Source organism: Jeotgalibaca sp. MA1X17-3 (assembly GCF_021513155.1).
Classification (GTDB): Bacteria; Bacillota; Bacilli; order Lactobacillales; family Aerococcaceae; genus Jeotgalibaca.
Genome location: NZ_CP090983.1, coordinates 2,120,596 through 2,140,240, shown reverse-complemented (window position 1 = coordinate 2,140,240; position 19,645 = coordinate 2,120,596). Strand labels below are relative to the sequence as shown.

15 protein-coding genes and 1 pseudogene are annotated in these 19,645 nt (G+C 32.1%); all 16 read left to right on the top strand.

Annotated features, from left to right (window positions below; genetic code table 11):
* Nucleotides 1–45 precede the first annotated feature (45 nt).
* The 16 genes and pseudogenes from rlmD to LZ578_RS10605 all read left to right on the top strand — a co-directional run bounded on the left by rlmD (nucleotide 46) and on the right by LZ578_RS10605 (nucleotide 19,531).
* On the top strand, nucleotides 46–1,431 hold the full coding sequence (gene rlmD / locus LZ578_RS10685) for a 23S rRNA (uracil(1939)-C(5))-methyltransferase RlmD (protein ID WP_235145162.1): 1,386 nt from the start codon (nucleotides 46–48) through the stop codon (nucleotides 1,429–1,431).
* 212 nt (nucleotides 1,432–1,643) lie between these two features.
* Nucleotides 1,644–2,210, top strand: a complete 567-nt coding sequence (locus LZ578_RS10680; protein ID WP_235145161.1) for a hypothetical protein — start codon at nucleotides 1,644–1,646, stop codon at nucleotides 2,208–2,210.
* A 28-nt stretch (nucleotides 2,211–2,238) separates the two neighbouring features.
* Nucleotides 2,239–3,108, top strand: coding sequence for an AbaSI family restriction endonuclease (locus LZ578_RS10675; RefSeq protein ID WP_235145160.1), 870 nt, complete (start codon nucleotides 2,239–2,241; stop codon nucleotides 3,106–3,108).
* A 94-nt stretch (nucleotides 3,109–3,202) separates the two neighbouring features.
* Nucleotides 3,203–3,712, top strand: coding sequence for a heme-binding protein (locus LZ578_RS10670; protein ID WP_235145159.1), 510 nt, complete (start codon nucleotides 3,203–3,205; stop codon nucleotides 3,710–3,712).
* 277 nt (nucleotides 3,713–3,989) lie between these two features.
* Entirely contained in the window at nucleotides 3,990–4,670 is a 681-nt protein-coding gene (locus LZ578_RS10665) for a CPBP family intramembrane glutamic endopeptidase (protein ID WP_235145158.1), read from the top strand.
* A 265-nt stretch (nucleotides 4,671–4,935) separates the two neighbouring features.
* Nucleotides 4,936–5,676 (top strand): ComEC/Rec2 family competence protein, encoded by a 741-nt coding sequence (locus tag LZ578_RS10660; RefSeq protein WP_235145157.1) that lies wholly within the window; start codon nucleotides 4,936–4,938, stop codon nucleotides 5,674–5,676.
* Between the two features lie 11 nt (nucleotides 5,677–5,687).
* On the top strand, nucleotides 5,688–6,395 hold the full coding sequence (locus tag LZ578_RS10655) for a polyphosphate polymerase domain-containing protein (RefSeq protein ID WP_235145156.1): 708 nt from the start codon (nucleotides 5,688–5,690) through the stop codon (nucleotides 6,393–6,395).
* 14 nt (nucleotides 6,396–6,409) lie between these two features.
* Nucleotides 6,410–7,075: a DUF4956 domain-containing protein gene (locus LZ578_RS10650; RefSeq protein WP_235145155.1), complete on the top strand. Its 666-nt coding sequence runs from the start codon at nucleotides 6,410–6,412 to the stop codon at nucleotides 7,073–7,075.
* Nucleotides 7,072–8,562 carry a CotH kinase family protein gene (locus tag LZ578_RS10645; RefSeq protein ID WP_235145154.1) on the top strand — a complete coding sequence of 497 codons (1,491 nt, stop codon included), beginning with the start codon at nucleotides 7,072–7,074 and terminating at the stop codon, nucleotides 8,560–8,562. Before LZ578_RS10650 ends, LZ578_RS10645 begins: the two co-directional genes overlap by 4 nt.
* Nucleotides 8,563–8,613: 51 nt before the next feature.
* On the top strand, nucleotides 8,614–10,722 hold the full coding sequence (locus LZ578_RS10640; protein WP_235145153.1) for a hypothetical protein: 2,109 nt from the start codon (nucleotides 8,614–8,616) through the stop codon (nucleotides 10,720–10,722).
* An 18-nt stretch (nucleotides 10,723–10,740) separates the two neighbouring features.
* Complete coding sequence (locus tag LZ578_RS10635) at nucleotides 10,741–11,889, top strand: HEAT repeat domain-containing protein (RefSeq protein ID WP_235145152.1); 1,149 nt, start codon at nucleotides 10,741–10,743, stop codon at nucleotides 11,887–11,889.
* Nucleotides 11,886–13,304 carry a glycosyltransferase family 2 protein gene (locus LZ578_RS10630; RefSeq protein ID WP_235145151.1) on the top strand — a complete coding sequence of 473 codons (1,419 nt, stop codon included), beginning with the start codon at nucleotides 11,886–11,888 and terminating at the stop codon, nucleotides 13,302–13,304. The genes LZ578_RS10635 and LZ578_RS10630 overlap by 4 nt, the downstream gene beginning before the upstream one ends.
* 36 nt (nucleotides 13,305–13,340) lie before the next feature.
* Entirely contained in the window at nucleotides 13,341–13,736 is a 396-nt protein-coding gene (gene ndk, locus LZ578_RS10625) for a nucleoside-diphosphate kinase (RefSeq protein WP_235145150.1), read from the top strand.
* Between the two features lie 175 nt (nucleotides 13,737–13,911).
* The gene (gene msrB, locus LZ578_RS10620; protein ID WP_235145149.1) at nucleotides 13,912–15,033 is read left to right on the top strand and encodes a peptide-methionine (R)-S-oxide reductase MsrB; all 1,122 of its coding nucleotides are present in this window, start codon (nucleotides 13,912–13,914) and stop codon (nucleotides 15,031–15,033) included.
* 220 nt (nucleotides 15,034–15,253) lie between these two features.
* Nucleotides 15,254–17,880: pseudogene (mgtA, locus tag LZ578_RS10615) on the top strand (magnesium-translocating P-type ATPase).
* Between the two features lie 649 nt (nucleotides 17,881–18,529).
* Nucleotides 18,530–19,531, top strand: a complete 1,002-nt coding sequence (locus tag LZ578_RS10605) for an FUSC family protein (protein WP_235145148.1) — start codon at nucleotides 18,530–18,532, stop codon at nucleotides 19,529–19,531.
* Nucleotides 19,532–19,645: the final 114 nt, after the last annotated feature.

Here is a 19,645-nt window from a genome sequence, read left to right as displayed (position 1 = left end):
AAATCAAAAAATAAAAAATTACACCACCCATAAAAGGAGAACGATATGAGCAAAGATAAAAGAAAAGCACCAGTAGAAAAAAATGAAACGTATGAAGCAGAATTTGTAGACTTAACATCAGAAGGAATGGCAGTAGCTAAAATAGAAGGATTTCCTCTATTTGTTGCCGGCGGATTACCAGGTGAAAAAGCAGTTATCAAAATTATGAAAGTAGGTAAATCATTTGGATATGCCCGCTTAGAAAAATTACTAATTACTTCTCCAGATCGTGTAAAAGAAGTAGACCACCTAGGAATGAGAGCCGGAACTATGCCCCTTCAACATTTAAGTTATGAAGGACAATTGCGTTTCAAACAAAACATTGTCAAACAAGATCTTACTCGCATTGGTAAATTACCAGATGTAGAAGTATTTCCTACGATTGGTATGGATAATCCTTGGAGATATCGTAATAAAGCCCAAATTCCTGTACGTCAAAAAGATGGTAAGTTAATTACCGGATTTTTCCGTAAAAACACACATACACTAATTGAAATGGAAGACTTCCATATTCAAGATGCTAAAATTGACGAAGCGATTATCAAAGTAAGAGATATCCTTCAAGAACATGGTGTTCAAGCGTATGATGAAGCAAGTAATAAAGGAACCATTCGTCATATTATGGTAAGAAGAGGGACGTACACTAGTGAAATGATGATTGTACTAGTTACCCGTTCGTTGAAAATTCCATTCGTAAAAGAGATCGTGAAAAAAATTGTAGAACAACTTCCTGAAGTAGTTAGTATTGTTCAAAACATTAACCAAAAACGTACAAATGTTATTTTAGGTGAAGACACAAAAGTACTTTACGGAGAAGATTTCTATCATGATGAGTTACTTGGACATACCTTTGCAATCAGCTCTAAGTCCTTCTATCAAGTAAATCCAGTACAAACCGAAAAATTATATCAATTAGCAATCGACGCTGCTCAATTAACAGGTGAAGAAACAGTAATCGATGCTTATTGTGGAATTGGTACCATTTCTTTGGCACTAGCCGACAAAGCAAAACATGTATATGCAATGGAAGTTGTTCCAGATGCCGTTTTAATGGCCGAAAAAAATGCAAAAGCAAACAACATCAGCAATGTAACTTTCGAATTAGGTGCAGCAGAAGAAGTTATGCCGAAATGGGTAAAAGCAGGTGTTAAAGCGGATGTGTTAGTAGTTGATCCTCCACGTAAAGGATTAGATCCTGCGTTTATTGAAGCAGCAATTGGAGTAGACGCAGACCGAATTGTCTATGTCAGCTGTAATCCAGCTACATTAGCACGAGACTTAGGAATCTTTGCTGAACATGGCTATATTACGAAGTCTGCTCAACCAGTTGACTTGTTCCCACAAACACTACATGTAGAGACTGTGGTATTGCTGTCAAAGATTGAAGAGTAATAATTAAAAAACATTGATAGAATAAGGTTTTCCAGCGGCATGAAATAATGTCCAACTGGGAAACCTTATTTTTGTAGAAAAGAAACGGAAATAGGATTTATTTGATAGAATTAGTTATCAGTAGGTGAGTTTACAGAGTAGGTTTTAGAAAGTAATGAAAGATTCATCGTTTATAATAGAGAATTATAAATTAGAAATGAGTGGATGAGACAATGGCAATTCGTTATAAAAAATGCTTTACTTGCGGAACACTCGATGTTCAAAAAATAAGATATGATTATCCGACAGCAGAGGTATTTAAGAAGCAAGAAAAATGTAAAACTAAGTTAGGTGGCGATATGAATTCTGAATATCGGCCACAATATCATTGTAATAAATGCGGTGAAAATTGGACAGCAGACGAAGCAATTCATGCAGCTTACAATGAGATTATCGGTCTACGAGCCTCCGTTGGGGGATTCTTTAATGGGCACTATGAAGTGATGATTCATTTCCAAGATAAAAAACTCAGATGGAAATATAGGGGAGACCGTAATTCGCTTGAAAAAGAATTTTCAGATGAAGATTTAGCGATGTTTATTAGTGGATTAAGGAAGGTCAACTTACTAAATTGGAAAAGAAGATACGAAGAACCAGACGTGCTAGACGGCATGCAATGGGAAGTAGAAATGATCCGTGAAAAACGAAACTTGAAAAGAAGTGGCAGTAATAAATACCCAGCTGAATGGGAATGCTTTTGTGAATTGATTAGAAATATTAGTAATGAAATGTTTCAATAAAAAAATAAATATGAATGGGAGGAAATGGATGATAAAGTATAAATTTATTAAAGCACAGTTAGCTAAAACAAATAAAAAAAATGATGAAAACTATGTAATTACAAGGATATGGCATAGGTTGGATAATGAAAATATAAAGTTTGTTACTCAACAATATGTAATAAGAGAAGATGGTAAGTATGCACTCACTGATATGTTTTTTCCACAACTCAATTTACATATTGAAATTGATGAAGGTTATCACCAATCAACTATTCAAAATGAAAGAGATCGATTCAGAGAAAGGGATATAATCAGTGTTACGAATCATGAAATAAAGAGAATAGATGTAACTAAAGGTATAAAAGAAGTTCATGAACAAATTCATGAAATAGTTGATTATATAAATGAAAAAGTAAAGAAAATGGGAAACGACTTTATTCCTTGGGATGTCGAAAAAGAATATTCTCCTGATACTTATATAAAAAAAGGAGAAATTAGATTAAGTGATAATGTAGCGTTTAAAACTATTAAAGATGTTACAAATGTGTTTGGCCATAATTATAAAGGATACCAAAAAGGTGGAGCTATTCATCCCTATTATGATGATGTTCTCCTTTGGTTTCCAAAGTTATTTCCAAATGGAGAGTGGGATAATTCAATTTCACCAGATGGTACTTTAATTAGGGAAAGAAATGAGCATGAACATAAGCGAGATGAGCACATAAACAGAGTAATTCAAAATAAAAAACACAAAAGAATTGTTTTTGCTAAAGTAAAAGGACCTTTAGGACATATCATGTATAAATTTAAAGGAGAATTCAAACTAGATATAACAGATTCAATAAAAAATAGATGTTTAATTTGGAAAAGAGTTTCAGTTACTGTTAAAACTTTTCCACACAAAAAAATAAGTTAACGTTGACGCGCATGGTTGTCTATAGATAGCGTTTCCATCTAGAAACGAATATAATAGAAGAGAGGATAAAGTTGATTTTGAAAGGAGTGATTTTATGAGTAAGTATGAAACACCGGATTATGAAGTGTTGATAAAAGATGGTGCCTTTGAAATCAGAAAATATGTTGACTTTTCGATTGTTGAATATGAAGATGCAAGTGATCCAGAAATTACAAAGGGATTTCGCTCTCTTTTTAAGTATATTTCTAGTGATAATAAAGAGAATGAAAAAATTTCAATGACGGTACCTGTCATCCAAGAGGTAACGAAAGAAATGAAAAAAATGGCTTTTGTTGTACCAGGAAAATTTACTGAACAAATACCAGAGCCAAATAATCCCAATTTAAAAATAAAACCGTTTGATGAAGGTTTGTTTGGAACTATTCGATATTCAGGTTTATCTAATGAAACAAAAGAATTAGAAATGAAGAATAAACTAGAAGCATGGATACTAGAAAATGGTTATAAAAGAGAATCAAATGATATGCTGGCTTCTTATAACGCACCTTTTACACTTCCAATGCTTAGAAGAAATGAAATTTGGGTTCGAGTAGTTAAAGAGTAAGTACTAGTTTAAATAAAAATATAAAATAGTACCTTCTTTTTTAGCTATGAGAATGATTACTTGTTTTTCTTTCAATAATATATGAAGTAAAAGCAGACGGAAAAGTCTGCTTTTACTTTTTTAGTATGTACATTCTTTTGATTGAATGGAAATCAAGGTTAGTATAAAGGTATGATATAATTAAACTGAGTACGAAAAGGTTATAAATCAACGTTAACAGTTTATTATTTACTATTTTATGATTAAAAAATGGATGTATAAAATAGGAGGAATGCTTGTGAAAAATAAAAAAACGACTTTAAATATCATGGGTATTATGACTGTATCTGTATTGATTATGTTTATCGTTGAATTTTATATCGTACCAGGCTATATTGTGAAATCGATTTTAAAAGTAACTCTGTTTTTAATTGTTCCGCTTATTTATGTAGGCGTAGATAAAAGTATCAACCTATTAGATTATTTTAAAATTTATTCTAGAAAACAGTTTACAAGTTCGATTATTTTGGGGTTATCCGTATATATGTTGATTATTGGTGTTTATTTTATACTAACAACTTATATTGATCTTTCTCAAATAAGGGAACTATTATATAAGAGTCAAGATATCAATCGAAACAACTTTTTTTATGTAGCCGTATATATTTCATTTTTAAATTCACTTTTAGAAGAATTCTTTTTTAGAGGATTTTTATTTTTAAGTTTGAATAAGACAACAACGAAACCTGTAGCTTATTTAGTAAGTGCGATGGCTTTTGGTATTTACCATATTGGAATTATGGTGGATTGGTTTAATATAGCCATTTTCTTGTTAGCACTGACGGCACTATTCGCGGCTGGACTAATTTTTAATTATATTAATGAAAAGAATAAAAATATTTATAATTCTTGGTTGGTTCATATGTTTGCAAACTTTGCGTTAAATACGATTGGCTTTATGATGTTCGGTATCATTTAAAAATGATTTGATTAAAAGAAATCCGTTATTTTTCCAGTCGTGTTATTCTATTGTTAGGTAAAAAATATGCTAAGATAAGCATAAGTCGTTCTTGATCAACCCTCTATTTCTTTTGGTTGAAAACACCTAATAGAGGAATTGCGAACGATTTTTTTAATGACGAAAGTTAACTAAATGAAAAGAGGAGATTATAATTCACTCAAGATGGATTAAAGTAGGTTTTATTTTTCTAGTAGGAATAATCGGCTTTTTCTTATTCAAACCAATGTTTTCTTCTACAACAGATCGTACGGATATTGTATTTTTTGGACTAGGAAAAGCAGATAGTATTTATATAGAAAATGGAAATGAGAATATTTTAATTGATACAGGCTTAAAAGCAAACAAAGATGAATTAATTTTTAAATTAAAATCGTTACAAGTCCAAAAGATAGATTATTTAATTTTAACACATCCTGATAAAGATCATATTGGGTCTGCCTCTTATATTCTAGATGAATTTGAAGTCACAGAGCTGATCCAATCCATTCATATAAAGGATACGAACCGTGAAGCACGCATCCAAAAAGTTATCGATGAAAAGAATATAAACAATGTACGACCAACCGAAGATATGCATTTTGAAGTAGGAAGTCTCAAAATTACAATCTATACTCCAGAAAGAGATGACTATAAAAAAGATAATGATTACTCCTTGGTTACTTTAATAGAGGATGGAGACTTGCATTATCTATTTGGCGGAGATGCAGAAGAAGAGTTGTTAGAAGAAACGTTGAAGCTTGATTTACCACCGATTGATTTATATAAAGTGGCTCATCATGGCAGAAAAAATGCTAATTCTGAAGCTTTTATAAAAAAAGTATCTCCTACCTATGCTGTAATAACAAATTTTGAAGAGGCGGGAGAAATTGATGATCTTTTAGATGCAGAAGACGTAACTATCTATTACGTTTCTGAAAAAGAACTTCGTTTTACTAGTAATGGAAAAAAATTAACGGTTCGATAGGAGGATTTTTTATGGCTGATAAAACGTTAAGCGTTTCTCGAGTAGAACTCAAGCATCATATAAACTATTTTCAGTATATTTCTCTTTCACAAAGACTTTCCAACGTTTTAGTTGAAGATAAACATAATGGAGATAGAGGGTATACGGTCCGTTCCCTTTATTTTGATGATTATGGGGACAGTGATTTCTACCAAAAACTAGCAGGGTTAGAGAATCGAAAGAAGATAAGATTGAGAGTTTATAGCCCAACAGATAGCAAAGCAAAACTTGAAATCAAAAGAAAATATGGAGATAGTCAAGAAAAGAAAACCGTTCTTATTGATAAATCAGATGCGGAGGAACTGATTCAACAAAACTATGAAGTTTTAAGGAAATATGATTCTGAAACAGCAAGTTCGATTTATCACATCATGAAATTAAATAAACTGAGACCAGTAGTATTAATCGAATACCGAAGAAAAGCATTTACGCATCCAATGAATAACATTAGAATTACGCTGGACAATGATATTCGATCAAGCGAAACAAATTTTGGCTTATTTAAAGAAGATACGGTCTTAGTTCCAACAGATGATTATGATACAAATATTTTAGAGATAAAGTATAATAATTTTATATTTAAATATATTACTGATTTATTTGCATCGTATGATTTAGAAAGACAATCATATAGTAAATATATGGTTTCTAGAGGGATTTTTGAAAGATATATGGGATAAAGGGGAGTTTTAAAATGAAAGAAGTTCTTTATAATTTAATGTATGAAAATTCAACCGCAATTTCACCGCTATTTGTAATCCAGAATATGGTTATTGCTTTGCTATTGGCATTGATCGTATGTGTAACCTATAAATTAACGTATAGTGGCGTTTCTTATAGCAAAAAATTTAATACGTCTCTGCTAATGATGAGTCTCATCACCACAATGGTAATGAGTATTCTAGGTAGTAGTTTGGCATTATCTTTAGGAATGGTAGGAGCATTGTCGATTGTACGATTCCGTACAGCCGTCAAAGACCCAAGAGATACTACTTATATATTTTGGGCCATCTCCATTGGCTTAGGTGCTGGTTCATCTAACTATTTTATTATTATTATTGGAACTATTTTTGTAGCTATTATTACAGTAATTGGAGATATTAGTTTTAAAGGAAAAGAAGTTTATTTAGTAATTGTAAGAGGAGATTTGAATAGTTTAGAAGAGGTGCGTTCAACTCTATTCAAGATTTATAAAGCTGGAAAACTTAGAGCAGAAACGATAACGGATGATTATGCAGAAATCGTTTATCAGGTTATGTTAAAAGATAACAATGCAATTAGTGAATATGAAAAAATAAAAAATATTGAAGGTGTTTATTTTGTGAATATGGTTTCTAGAGATGGTGAAACATTAGGATGAAGCATACAAAATTTATTAGAAAAAAGAGGAAGAAGTATGGTGTACTATATGTAATGCTGATGATAGCGCTCTTTTTTCTGATAATAAGTGTATATCAGAGCTCACCTACTAGCGAAGTTTCTGTAAACCAACCATTTATTTCCGGTACAGATAGCAGACAGCATAATCTTCCAATTATGGTTATTGATACAAATGGAGAAGAAATAGAGCCTAGTTTAGAAAGAAAAGAAGCAGAGGTAAATGGAATGTCCAGAAACCTCTTTTTGCCTACAGAAAAGTATGCGGTTCAAATGAAACTGTATGAACCAAATTTATATTCAGAACAACTATTGAGCCAAAAAATAACACCTACATTAGAATCAGATTTGATTATAAATATTAGGGGACAATCTTCTCTAAAATATGATAAAAAACAATATACGATTCGACTAATCGATGATTATAAATTAGAGAATGCACAGCCATTACTCGGAATGAAAAGTCATGATAAGTGGGTATTAAATGGAATGTATAGTGATAAAAGTCTGATCAGAAACTATCTTGCATATAAAATGGGACGAGATATTATGGACTATGCACCGGATACAAGGTTTGTAGAAGTTTATTTAAAAGATACCGATGAAGATTTGAATTTTGAGGATCACTATAGAGGCGTTTATCTATTAACGGAAAAAATTGAAAGAGATGAGAATAGAATTGCGATTGATAAAAATAGCGATGAATACAAAGATATTAGTTTTATTGTCGCAAGAGATAAAATAAAATATGGCGATCCTGTTTTAACAACCGACTGGAGTACGTTAGAAGAAGATTTCGTTTTAGATGCTATGAATAACATAAAAGCTAGAACGGTGTTTACCACAAATTATCCAAGCAAGTCGAATATGACGGACTTATTTGAACAACAAATAATAGATTACATCAATAAATTTGAATATTCATTACGTTCTAGTAATTTCGAAGATACGAGGGAAGGTTATCGAAAATATATAGATGTCGATTCTTTTATAAAGTATGCCATGATTAATGAAATTACTAGGAATATAGATGGTGGAGAAGTAAGTACGTATTTCTACAAAGATATTGGAGGCTTGTTGCAGGCAGGTCCAATTTGGGACTTTGATCAGAGCCTAGGAAATACACCTATAGAAGAAGCAAATGAACCAACAGGATTTCGGATGGTGGATGTTATTTGGTACGAAAGACTCTTTCAAGATGAAGCTTTTGCAAAGAGATACAAAACGATGTACAAGCAGTATCGAAATACCATATGGTCTGATCGAAATGTTGATAAGATGATAGATGAAGCTCTTCTTATTTTAGGAGAAAGTACGGATAGAAATAGAGAAAGATGGTTTCCGAAAGATTCTAAACAGGATTTTAATGAAGAAATTGAACAGCTTAGAGTTTTTCTAAAAAAACGATTAAATTGGATGGATAAAAATATCAATCTAATTAATAGAGTTAAAGAAAACGCTGTAGAATAGGAGATACATGTGAATATAAGGAAGTTTACACTAATCTCAATGAGTACACTGATGCTGCTGTTATTTTTATATATGATTTCGTATCAAAAATACTATTCAAACCAATTACATACAGAAACAGAAACCATTTCTAATTATTCAAGAATGGTAAAAACAGATGGAACTGCCATAAAGATATATAAAGATAATAAATGGGAAACCATTCAATTAAAAGGAGTCGAATTAAGTTCTTTTCATCCAGGATATGGTAGATTTCAAACCAGTATACCTAAGAAAGAAATAATCGGATGGTTAGAAAATATAGGAGAAATGAATGCGAATGTAATTAAAGTTCCTTATATTCAACCTCCTGCCTTTTACTCTGCTTTATATGATTATAATTTAAATAGAGAAAAGCCACTTTATGTGATTCATGAGATTCTTTTAGATGAAAAAGCAATTCTAAAAGAATATGATGCTTTTGACAAAGAGATTCTTACAAATTTAAAAAAAGATATTAAAAGTACAATAAATGTAGTTAATGGACAAGCACTATTATTGAGTAATAAAAGAAATCATAGAGGATTGTATTTGAAAGATATTTCTAAATATAGTTTAGGATTTATAATTGGTACTAACACAAATGCAGAACTTGTAAGTCTTTCAAACGTAAGATACGGTGAAAAAACAGAATACGTTGGAGAATATTTTTCTCTTCAAAATGGCAATGCATTTGAAGTATTTATAAGTGAGATACTCGATTATGCCGCTACCTATGAAATAGAAAAATATGAACGTTCTAGTCTTTTGTCTTACTTAACAACGCTGGAAACAGATTCATTTGAATACAAGCATGAATCCAATGTAACCAAACAGGCAGATATAGATATCGGGAAAATTGTACCCCAAAAGGGAGATAATTTATTTGTAAGTTATAAGTATCACCCAAATTCATCAGATTTTTTAGACTTTGAATACACCTCTTCTGATAGCGCAGAAGCAACCAATCAAGTACCTGTTTTTTCAAAACATTTAGAACGGTTATCAGAATTTTATGAATTACCATTAGTAATTTCTGATACAGGCCTCTCTTCTTCTAGAGCGAAATCTAAGGTGGACTTGAATGACGGTTTTGACAGAGGCGGATTTTCGGAAAAGGAACAAGGAGAGAAAATAGTTGAGCTATTAGAAGGAATCCAAAAAGTTGAGGCAGCGGGTGTTTTATTAAGCTCATGGCAAGACGATTGGACAAAACTGACTAGCTTTGGTCCTGTAGAAGATTATTTAGATGAAAATAATTCTAGTTATTGGCATGACTTACAATCAAGTGATGAGAGTTTTGGGTTTTTGAAATTTGAATCTGGTAAAGAAATCGATCAAATTTATGTAGATGGGAATTTTTCTGATTGGGAAAATGTAAAAACGATTGTAGATGAAAAAGGAATAAAGCTAAAAGTAAAAAGTGATTTGTCCAATCTTTATCTTTTAGTAGAAAAAGAAGATTGGTCCTTAACCGAAGATACCGTATATATAGGATTGGATATCACACCTTTAAGTGGTTCAAAAACATGGGAAAAAGAAGCTGAATTTTCCAATCAAGCAGATTTTGTTATCAAGTTACAAGGATATAATGAATCTAGAGTCGTCGTAAATAAAAGATACAATTTATTTAATTATTTATATAAATATTATTCAAACATAATAGAGAAAGAATCAGTAAGACCTGATGAAGATAGTGATCAATTTGAAGCTATCTACTTATTAAATAGAAAGAAATTTTATTTAAAAGATAGCAATCAAGTTTTATCTCCTCTTTATTATGAAACGGGTCACCTCACTCATGGAATTAATCATCCAGAAAATCCGGAGTTTGATTCTTTGGCAGATTTTCACAAAGAAGGCGATCAAACAGAAATAAAAATCCCTTGGTCTTTAATAAATGTAAAAGATCCTTTAGAAGGTAAATCTTATGGAGACTTTTATTTAAATGGAGTGAGCAGCCAGCAAGATCTAAAACAAATTGGTTTTTCAATCCATTACAAAGGCAATGGACAAAATATTATAACGGAAGATTCAAAATATAAAATGGAAAATCTTAAATCAAACGATTATTTTGAACGTTTGAAAGATTCTTATTATATCGTAAAAGATTATTGGGATGTACATTCTGAAATCGAGTAAAAATGAGGAGTAAAAAATATGACTGTTTATATGGCATACGTTAGTTTTATTGTGTTTGTAGTATTATTGCTTCTAGTAAACTCTTATTTTTTAATATCACTTCGGATTGAAAAAAGAAAAAATGATAAAATTGAAAAACGTAAAGAAATAATAAAGCAAGACCTAATAGATGTTCTTGAAAAAAATAACATAAATAAACAAGAAAAAATAAACAAGTTAAAATTAAGCTTTAATAGGAAAACGGATACACAAGCTTTTTACTATGCGGTAAAAGAATATCAGAGTACTCATACGAATAAAGAAGAACTAACCCACTTATTAGAAGAAGTCGTAAATATAAATAAAATACTCAAAAGTGGAGTAGTTAGAAAAGAGTATAAAGAAAGTTACACGTTATACTTACTATCTGAATTCGGTCTAGGAAATCAAGAAGCAGGTGAGTTTGCTTTAGCCTCTCTTAATAAGAAATCGTTACATGTAAGAAATAATGCATTAAATGTAATCAATAAAAACGAAGATATAACCATTATGATGAGAGCGATTGATATGATAAATAATAAAAATTATTATTTCAATGATAAGATGATTATCGATTTTCTAGATAATTATATAGGCGATATGAATCAATTAGATGAGAAATTATATCTGAAAATGGATGGATACAATATCAGTCTCCAAAAAAATATGATTAGTCATTTTATGAATAGAAATAATGGAGAAGAAAAAGTAAGAGTGAAGATGCTGGATCTGATTCAAATATCAGATGAAAAAGAAATGATTATCTCCGGTATTAGATATTTCAATAAAATTATTGATCAACGAGCTAAAGAACCCATCTTAAAAAATATGCGTCATAGCAACTGGATTATTCGAGCAACGAGTGTAAGAGTGATTTCCAAATATACAGGTAAGGAAATTATAACTCAGCTTAAAGAAACCCTTACTGACGAAAATTACTATGTTCGCTTCAATAGTGCAGAATCATTTCTAAAACTAGCGGATAGAGAAACAGTTATTAAAGAAGCCATAAGAAATGAGGACCGTTTCGCAAGAGACATCCTTCTGTACGCTATGAATATAAGAGGAATGATTACTGTAGAAGAGTACCAACAATTGGTCGACGAAGATCAAGCGACTAAACGTATGGAAGGAGTTGTTGCAACATGAATCTCGTTACCATTATTTATTGGATTAATGTGTTTTTCTTTTTTTACATGTTTATGTACGCGTTGGTCTTCTTTGCAACAACCATTTTTTCGGCGTTTAACTTGGATGATTTTTTCAAACGAAAGAAGCATATGAGTCAAACGGTTATAAATAATCGAGTGAATTATATACCCATATCCATTCTGGTTCCAGCATACAATGAAGAAGTAACGATTGTGGATAGTATTCATTCCCTTTTAAATTTGGACTATCCTGCGTATGAAATAATTATTGTTAATGATGGATCAAAGGATAAAACGGTTGAAAAAGTAATCGAGGCTTTTCATTTAAAAAAAGTTTCCAAACCATATCGAAAATTAGTGGAATCAAAAAAATCCTTGGGAATCTATGAAGGAAGTGGAAAGGTAAAAATTATTTTAGTAGATAAGGAAAATGGTGGCAAATCAGATGCCTTAAATATGGGAATTAATATTAGCTCGTATCCAACTTTCTTATGTGTGGATGCAGACTCTATGTTACAAGTTGACGCACTTCAAAGAATTATAGAGCCATTCTTAGAAGATGATACGATGGTTGCGGTCGGTGGAAATATTAAGATATCAAACCATGTAGTCATGGAGGATGGAAAAGTGCAATCTGTAGAAACACCTAAAAAACCGCTTGTTATTTTCCAAATGATCGAATATCTTCGTGTATTTTTAAACTCTAGAATTTCTCTAAATGGTATAAATGGAAACTTGATTATATCAGGAGCATTTGGTTTATATAATAAAAAGGCCATCATTAATGTAGGTGGCTATACAAATGGACTCATGGGTGAAGATATGGAAATCATCATGAAGGTTCATTCTTTCTATAGGAAAAATAAACTTCCATATAAAACATCCTATGTACCCGATGCTATCTGCTGGACACAAGTACCAGAAGATATAAGCACATTGAAAAGACAAAGAAGAAGATGGCATGTTGGTCTGGGCCAAAGTCTGAAAATGCATAAGTACATGTTTTTAAATCCTAACTATGGATTAGTTGGACTGATTGCTTTTCCTTACTTCTTATTTTTTGAATATATTACTCCTTTTCTAGAAGTAATAGGAATTGTTACCATTTCGTTATCATACCTACTAGGAATTATTAACTTGAATTTCTTTCTATTTTATTTATTAGTTTACATGGGATATAATATTATTGTGTCAATGATTTCTATTATTATTGAGCGATACATGTTTAGTTCGACGACTAATACAACACTTACTCTTAAACTAATTTTATTTAGTATTCTAGAGGCGTTTGGATATAGACAAATGATTTCACTCTTTAGAATTGGAAATGTATTTAAAAGGAAAAAGAGTCACCAATGGGGAGAAATGGTACGAAAAGAAAGAAAAAAAGAACCCGTTGACTCTAGTATATGAGAAATAAATGGAAGAAATAAAGGAGGAGTGATTCAAATGGAAAAAACATTTATAATGATCAAACCTGATGGGGTAAAAAGAGGAATCATGGGGAAAATTATAACAAAAATAGAACAAAAAGGATTTCAAATCGTACAAGCCAAACTATTTCAACCTTCTAAAGAACTAGTGGAAGAACATTACGAAGAACATCTAGGTAAACCTTTTTTCGAAGGATTAATTACTTATATTTTGAGTGGACCTGTTCTTGCAATAGAAGTAGAGGGAGAATCTGTTGTTGAAGTCATGCGTTTAATGATAGGAGATAAAGATCCAAAGATAGCAATCCCTGGAACAATCAGAGGAGACTTTGCTCATTTAATGAATCAAAATGTGATTCATGGTTCGGATTCAGTAGAAAGTGCAAAACGTGAATTGGAGTTATGGTTCTAGCGTATATGTTTGAACAGGTTATTGTGTTTTTAAAAAATTGAAGACTCATGAAGTTACAAAAAGGTTTCCTCCATCAGAAAATAGATGAAGGATACCTTTTTTTGTAAGCCTTTTAAAAGGGAATACGAAGGGAATGTGGTAAAATTTAACTAAGCTGAAAAGAGGGTGTAGATACATGAAAAATAAAAAAATCGTCTGGATCATATCAATCGTCATTGTGGCAGTCACTCTAGCATTCATTCTTCCCAATATATCAAAAAATAATGGAACAAAAGAAAATATGGTAAATGATAGTCTTAATACCTCGTACACAGGAAATGATTTTGAGGAAATATATCTAGCAGGTGGATGCTTTTGGGGAATAGAAGCATACATGGAAAGAGTAAATGGAGTAATCGATGCAACTTCAGGATATGCAAATGGAACAACGGATCAACCAAGTTATGAAGAAGTAGTTAGCCAAACTACTGGTCATGCAGAAACCGTTCATGTGAAATTTGATCCAGATGTTATCGATTTGGAAGGGATTCTATTATATTATTTCAAAGTAATTAATCCAGTTTCACTCAATCAACAAGGAAATAATATAGGAACACAATATAGAACCGGAATCTATTATGTAAATGAAGGACAAGTAGAAACGATTGAAAATATTATAAAAAAAGAACAAGAGAATTATGAAAAGGAATTGGTTGTAGAAGTGGAACCGCTGGAACGATTTGATCTTGCTGAAGAATATCATCAAGACTATGTAAAGAAAAATCCAAGTACGTATTGTAGTATCGATTTAAGTCTTGCAGAGAAACCTTTAGAAAGAAAAGAAAAAAATCCGTATAACATAAAAGTAGATCAAACATTATATACTAAACCTAGCGAAGAAGAAATAAAAGAAAGATTAGGAACAACAGAATATGATGTTACTCAAAATGATGCTACAGAAAGTTCTTTTTATCATGAATACGATCAATTAGATAAAAAAGGAATATATGTAGATATCGTTACTGGAGAGCCGATGTTTTCATCCGTAGATAAATTTGACTCAGGAACAGGATGGCCTAGTTTTACAAGACCAATCGATCCAGATGCAGTGAAGCTCACTGAAGATGACACATTTTTTACGAAAAGAGTAGAAGTAAGGAGTAGAGTAGGAGATTCACATTTGGGACATGTTTTTGATGACGGTCCTGCAGATGATGGTGGGAAAAGATATTGTATGAATGGATCTGCCCTCCACTTTGTAGCTTATGAAGAAATGGAAAAAGAAGGATATGGATATTTATTAGCTTTATTTAAATAAGATAATTTCCGAAAAAGTAATGCTTATAAAAACTGAATATGGATGAGACTGAGATTGTATCTTGGTCTTTTTTGATTGAATGCAACGTAAAGGGAGAGAAATGGTCATATTTGTTGATAAGACTATGGGACTCTGATAAATTGAAGATATAATAAAATATTGTGGAAAATATATTTAAATATAAAATTTCTCTGGAGGTATTGTTTTGGAAAAGAAGAAAATGAAAACTTCAAATCTAGAACAGGATTTGAAGGAACGGCTACAAACAATGAGCAATAACCCTATGGATGATGTTTGGAATGAACTTTATTCTTCGCCAGATGGATTGGATGAAGGAGAGGCTGAGGAAAGGTTAGAGTCTTTTGGATTAAATGAGGTAGTTTATGAAAAAAGAAAGCCTTGGTACATCTATCTTATGAGATCATTTTTAGACCCTTTTATTCTTATTCTTTTATTTATTGTTTTAGTTTCTTATTTTACTGACGTTGCATTTGTACCTACAGAAGACAAAAGTTATATTACGATGCTCATCATTTCAATTCTAATTGCGATTAGTGTCGGGTTACGATTCACGCAAGAATATAAGTCACAAATTACAGCAGATAATTTAAAAGATCTAGTACCCACAACAACTGCAATTAAAAGAAGAGGTAGGAAGCCAGAAGAAATCAATATGAATCAAGTGGTACCAGGAGATGTCATTCATCTTGCGGCCGGCGATTTAATCCCAGCTGATATGCGGATTATTAGTGCAACGGACCTTTTCGTAAGCCAATCGTCTTTAACAGGTGAGTCCGAATCCGTTGAAAAATTTATTGAAAATAAAAGTCCAAATGAAAATAAAAACGTAGCTGACCTGGATAATATTGGTCTCATGGGAACGATTGTAGTGAGTGGAGCCGCTCAAGGGGTCGTCATTCAAACAGGGAACCATACATATTTTGGTAGTATCGCCGAATCCATTGCAAAAGACGTCGGAGAAACTAGTTTTGAAGAAGGTGTAAAGAGTGTTAGTCTTCTTTTAATGAAGTTTATGTTTGTAATGGTTCCAATCGTATTCTTAATTAATGGCTTAACCAAAGGCGATTGGTTGGAAGCGCTTCTATTTTCTATTTCAGTAGCGGTAGGGTTAACACCAGAAATGTTACCTACACTAGTTTCTACAAACCTAGCAAAAGGTGCCGTTTCTCTTTCTAAGAAGAAAATTGTCATTAAACGCTTAAGCTCTATTCAAAACTTTGGCGCAATGGATATTCTTTGTACAGATAAAACAGGAACTCTTACAGAAGATGAAATTGTTTTAGAAACGTATTTAAATGTATCAGGAAAAGAAGATCAAAATGTTCTCATTCATGGATTCTTAAATAGCTTCCATCAAACTGGACTAAAGAACTTATTAGATAAAGCAGTCATTAAACGAGGACATGAAAGAGGAATTGAAGCACAAGTTGAAAAGTATATAAAAGTAGATGAAATTCCTTTTGATTTTAAAAGAAGAAGAATGTCTGTTGTTGTAAAGAGTGAAGAAAATAACCGGGAACTCATCACAAAGGGAGCAGTTGAAGAGATGCTTTCTATTTGTGACAAAGTAAAGGTTAATGGAGAAGTGCAAGAGCTAACTCCAGAAATCACTGAAAAAATTATGGGTATGGTTTATAAATTAAATGAAGACGGTATGCGAGTGCTAGCAATTGCTCAAAAAAATGATGTTCCGGATGAGTTAACTTTTGGAGTGAAAGATGAATGTGAAATGACTTTAATCGGATATATGGGCTTTTTAGATCCACCAAAACAATCCGCAATCACAGCAATTAAAGCGCTTTACGAACATGGATTGGATTTGAAAATATTAACCGGTGACAACGATATCGTAACTAGAAAAATAGCAAAAGAAGTTGAATTCCTGTAAACAATGTCATCTTAGGAAATGAAACAGAAGGGTTAACGGACAAAGAATTATACGAGGTTGCATCCAAAGCAAGTATCCTTGCTAAATTATCTCCAGCTCAAAAAGAAAGAGTGATTCGAGTACTACAAGAAAATAATCACGTAGTTGGTTTTCTAGGGGATGGAATTAATGATGCGCAAGCTCTAAAACAAGCAGATGTTGGAATTTCAGTAGATACAGCAGTAGATATCGCAAAAGAGTCTGCTGATATTATTTTGCTAGAAAAAGATTTAAATGTTTTAGAAGAAGGAGTTATTGAAGGAAGACGAGTATTTGGTAATATCAACAAATACATTAAGATTACTGCTAGTTCAAACTTTGGAAATATTTTTAGTGTGTTGATAGCAAGTGCCTTTTTACCTTTCTTACCAATGTTACCGATTCAACTTCTTATCCAAAATTTACTATACAGTATTTCCCAAATTTCAATTCCTTGGGACCACATGGATGAAGAATATTTACAAAAACCACAACAATGGAATACAGGCGAGATTTCAAAATTCATGATTTTCATTGGTCCAATTAGTTCGATATTTGATGTTATAACGTTTGCGATTATGTGGTTTGTGTTTGGTGCAGATAATATCGGCCAAATGGCACTATTCCAAACAGGTTGGTTTGTAGTAGGCTTGTTGACGCAGACACTTATCGTTCATATGATCCGAACAAGAAAAATACCGTTCATTCAAAGTATTGCTTCTGCACCTGTATTAATAATGACCGTCGTTATCATGATTGCAGGAGTAATCATCCCTTATACAGGATTTGGAACCTTTATAAATCTAGTACCACTTCCAGGTTCTTATTTCATCTGGCTAATAGGAATCCTAATCGCCTATTCTCTATTGATGGAAGTTATAAAAGTATTGTATATTAAGAAATTTGATAGTTGGATTTAAAAAATGAACTCCACAAAAAATATTTGTGGAGTTTTTGTGTTGGTTTGTTATCTAGACCGTAGTAAAGAAGCCCAAAAGCTAATTACCTAACTGCTTCTTTACAAGTTCAAAATCTTTTGATGAATTTTGAAGAGTTTTAGAGGAAATAGCCATCTTGGTTGCGCAATGGAGCCAAAACGTTTAGATATCGCCACGAAGAAGCCGTCTTGGTTGCGCAATGGATCTAAAAAGTTGAGATATCGCAACGAAGTAGCCGTCTTGGTTGCGCAATGGAACTAAAAAGTAGAGATATCGCCACTGACTAGCCATCTTGATTGCGCAATGGAGTTAAAAAGTAGAGATACCGCCACTGACTAGCCATCTTGATTGCGCAATGGAGCCAAAAAGTTGAGATATCGCAATGAACTACGCCCAACCCCAACCCCAACCCCAACCCCAACCCCAACCCCAACCCCAACCCCAACCCCAACCCCAAAGAAACTAATTACCTAAAAGCTTTTTTACAAGTTTAAAAACTTTAAACAGTTCCTTTATTATTCATCGATGATCTTATAATACTATTTGTTTTCGAAGAGTTTCAAGAGAAGCTAGTTGTCAGTCAGCGTCCTTTGTGATAATGTTGTTCGTTGTTATAGAGGAGGAATATCTATTGAAGAAAGTTATATCCCAAACACTTCTGTTTGCTGTAATTTTAGTATTTGTAAGTGGATTTGAGTTTATGTTTGGAGTGAATAATACACAAGTAGGTATCACGGTTATCATTGCAATACTAGTATTTTTACAAGAGGATTTAACCAAAACACCAGTAAAAAATTTATTTAAACTTCTTTCAATCAATCTAATTTCAGGAGTTTTTACATATCTTTCAGCTTCCAATATGTGGCTTGGATTGATTTTGAATTTCGTAACCTTATCATTTATTGGATATTTATTTAGTTTTAGAATGACAAAAACGATGGTTGTGCCATTTGGTTTACAATATTTATTTTTATTATATAGCCCAGTATCAGGGATAGACTTTCAGAATCGATTAGTTGGTTTAGGAGTAGGTGCCGTTTTAATTATGGTGGTACAATTAATCGTTCATGGTAAAAAAGATAAAAAGAAGAAAACAACTCAATTTGTTCCAATAGATAAAGAAGAAAGTGAATATAAAGTAACAACTGTGTTTGGCATAGCAGTTAAATATCATAAAGTTCGTGCAGAGTTCGCTCTAAAAATTGGCTTATTGACAGCTCTGTCAGCATTTATAGTAGCTTATTTCCAACTACAACAAGGAAGATGGATTGTTTATACAATTTTTTCATTAACAGAACTTTATTCAGAGCAATTCAATATCCGTTCTAAGCAGAGACTTCAAGGAACCATGATTGGTGCAGCTGCAATTTTAGTTTTATTTATTTTAGCTAAAGGAATGGCAATGCGAACTGTGATTATTTTAATTGCTGGATATTTAAGTGGCTTTACAAATAATTATCGAGATAATATGATTTTTGTCACCATATCTGCAGTAGCTTCTACGGCACTAATGAATGGAACATTTCAAACGATTATGGAACGAATCATTTATGTTTTAGTAGGGATTTTATTAGCAATCGTAGTAGATAAATTTCTATTTACAAAAAAAGGAATACAACAGAATATTCTATAAAAAGAGGGGCTAAGCATGTGTAGTCTCTCTTTTTGTATGACGTAAACTTGTATAATTTTTCTAGTTGTATTATATTAGAAACAATAAAAAGCCCTACACAAGTTGCTTTCGCAA

Excerpts from the sequence above, each read along its gene's own strand:
- rlmD (WP_235145162.1), top strand. The coding sequence starts at position 46 with ATGAGCAAAGATAAAAGAAAAGCACCAGTAGAAAAAAATGAAACGTAT.
- LZ578_RS10680 (WP_235145161.1), top strand. The coding sequence starts at position 1,644 with ATGGCAATTCGTTATAAAAAATGCTTTACTTGCGGAACACTCGATGTT.
- LZ578_RS10675 (WP_235145160.1), top strand. The coding sequence starts at position 2,239 with ATGATAAAGTATAAATTTATTAAAGCACAGTTAGCTAAAACAAATAAA.
- LZ578_RS10670 (WP_235145159.1), top strand. The coding sequence starts at position 3,203 with ATGAGTAAGTATGAAACACCGGATTATGAAGTGTTGATAAAAGATGGT.
- LZ578_RS10660 (WP_235145157.1), top strand. The coding sequence starts at position 4,936 with ATGTTTTCTTCTACAACAGATCGTACGGATATTGTATTTTTTGGACTA.
- LZ578_RS10655 (WP_235145156.1), top strand. The coding sequence starts at position 5,688 with ATGGCTGATAAAACGTTAAGCGTTTCTCGAGTAGAACTCAAGCATCAT.
- LZ578_RS10650 (WP_235145155.1), top strand. The coding sequence starts at position 6,410 with ATGAAAGAAGTTCTTTATAATTTAATGTATGAAAATTCAACCGCAATT.
- LZ578_RS10645 (WP_235145154.1), top strand. The coding sequence starts at position 7,072 with ATGAAGCATACAAAATTTATTAGAAAAAAGAGGAAGAAGTATGGTGTA.
- LZ578_RS10640 (WP_235145153.1), top strand. The coding sequence starts at position 8,614 with ATGCTGCTGTTATTTTTATATATGATTTCGTATCAAAAATACTATTCA.
- LZ578_RS10635 (WP_235145152.1), top strand. The coding sequence starts at position 10,741 with ATGACTGTTTATATGGCATACGTTAGTTTTATTGTGTTTGTAGTATTA.
- LZ578_RS10630 (WP_235145151.1), top strand. The coding sequence starts at position 11,886 with ATGAATCTCGTTACCATTATTTATTGGATTAATGTGTTTTTCTTTTTT.
- ndk (WP_235145150.1), top strand. The coding sequence starts at position 13,341 with ATGGAAAAAACATTTATAATGATCAAACCTGATGGGGTAAAAAGAGGA.
- msrB (WP_235145149.1), top strand. The coding sequence starts at position 13,912 with ATGAAAAATAAAAAAATCGTCTGGATCATATCAATCGTCATTGTGGCA.